Here is a 255-nt window from a genome sequence, read left to right as displayed (position 1 = left end):
CAGCAAGATAATTGTTTAAACCGATGTATGTATTGCTCCCTGTGGACTAGATCAGCATGGAAAGACCACAGATGCAGGAGAAAAAAGCATTAATCAGCAAGGCATTCTGCAGAAGTCGTGAACTGCTGGTGGAGACCTCTGTCGGTTGTTGGATTATATGTTCCGACATTGTCATTATTCCTGTTGATATTCTCTCAAGGTATGGGAAAGACTTTATTTTCGCAAATTCATAAAAAAGCCCCGGCTTGTTAGTCA

Annotated in this window: 1 protein-coding gene; it reads right to left on the bottom strand. The window is 41.2% G+C overall.

Annotated elements, in window-relative coordinates:
* Positions 1-46 precede the first annotated feature (46 nt).
* The gene (locus ACY2RR_RS24555; protein WP_490110829.1) at positions 47-169 is read right to left on the bottom strand and encodes a hypothetical protein; all 123 of its coding nucleotides are present in this window, start codon (positions 167-169) and stop codon (positions 47-49) included.
* Between the last annotated feature and the right edge of the window lie 86 nt (positions 170-255).

This window comes from Parendozoicomonas sp. 2304DJ65-17 (assembly GCF_058148445.1).
The sequence above is the reverse complement of the archived record's forward strand: the minus strand, read 5'-3'. Positions and strand labels throughout refer to the sequence as shown.

What these genes read in the sequence shown, in the direction of transcription:
- ACY2RR_RS24555 (WP_490110829.1), bottom strand. Translation starts at nt 169, where the DNA reads ATGTCGGAACATATAATCCAACAACCGACAGAGGTCTCCACCAGCAGT.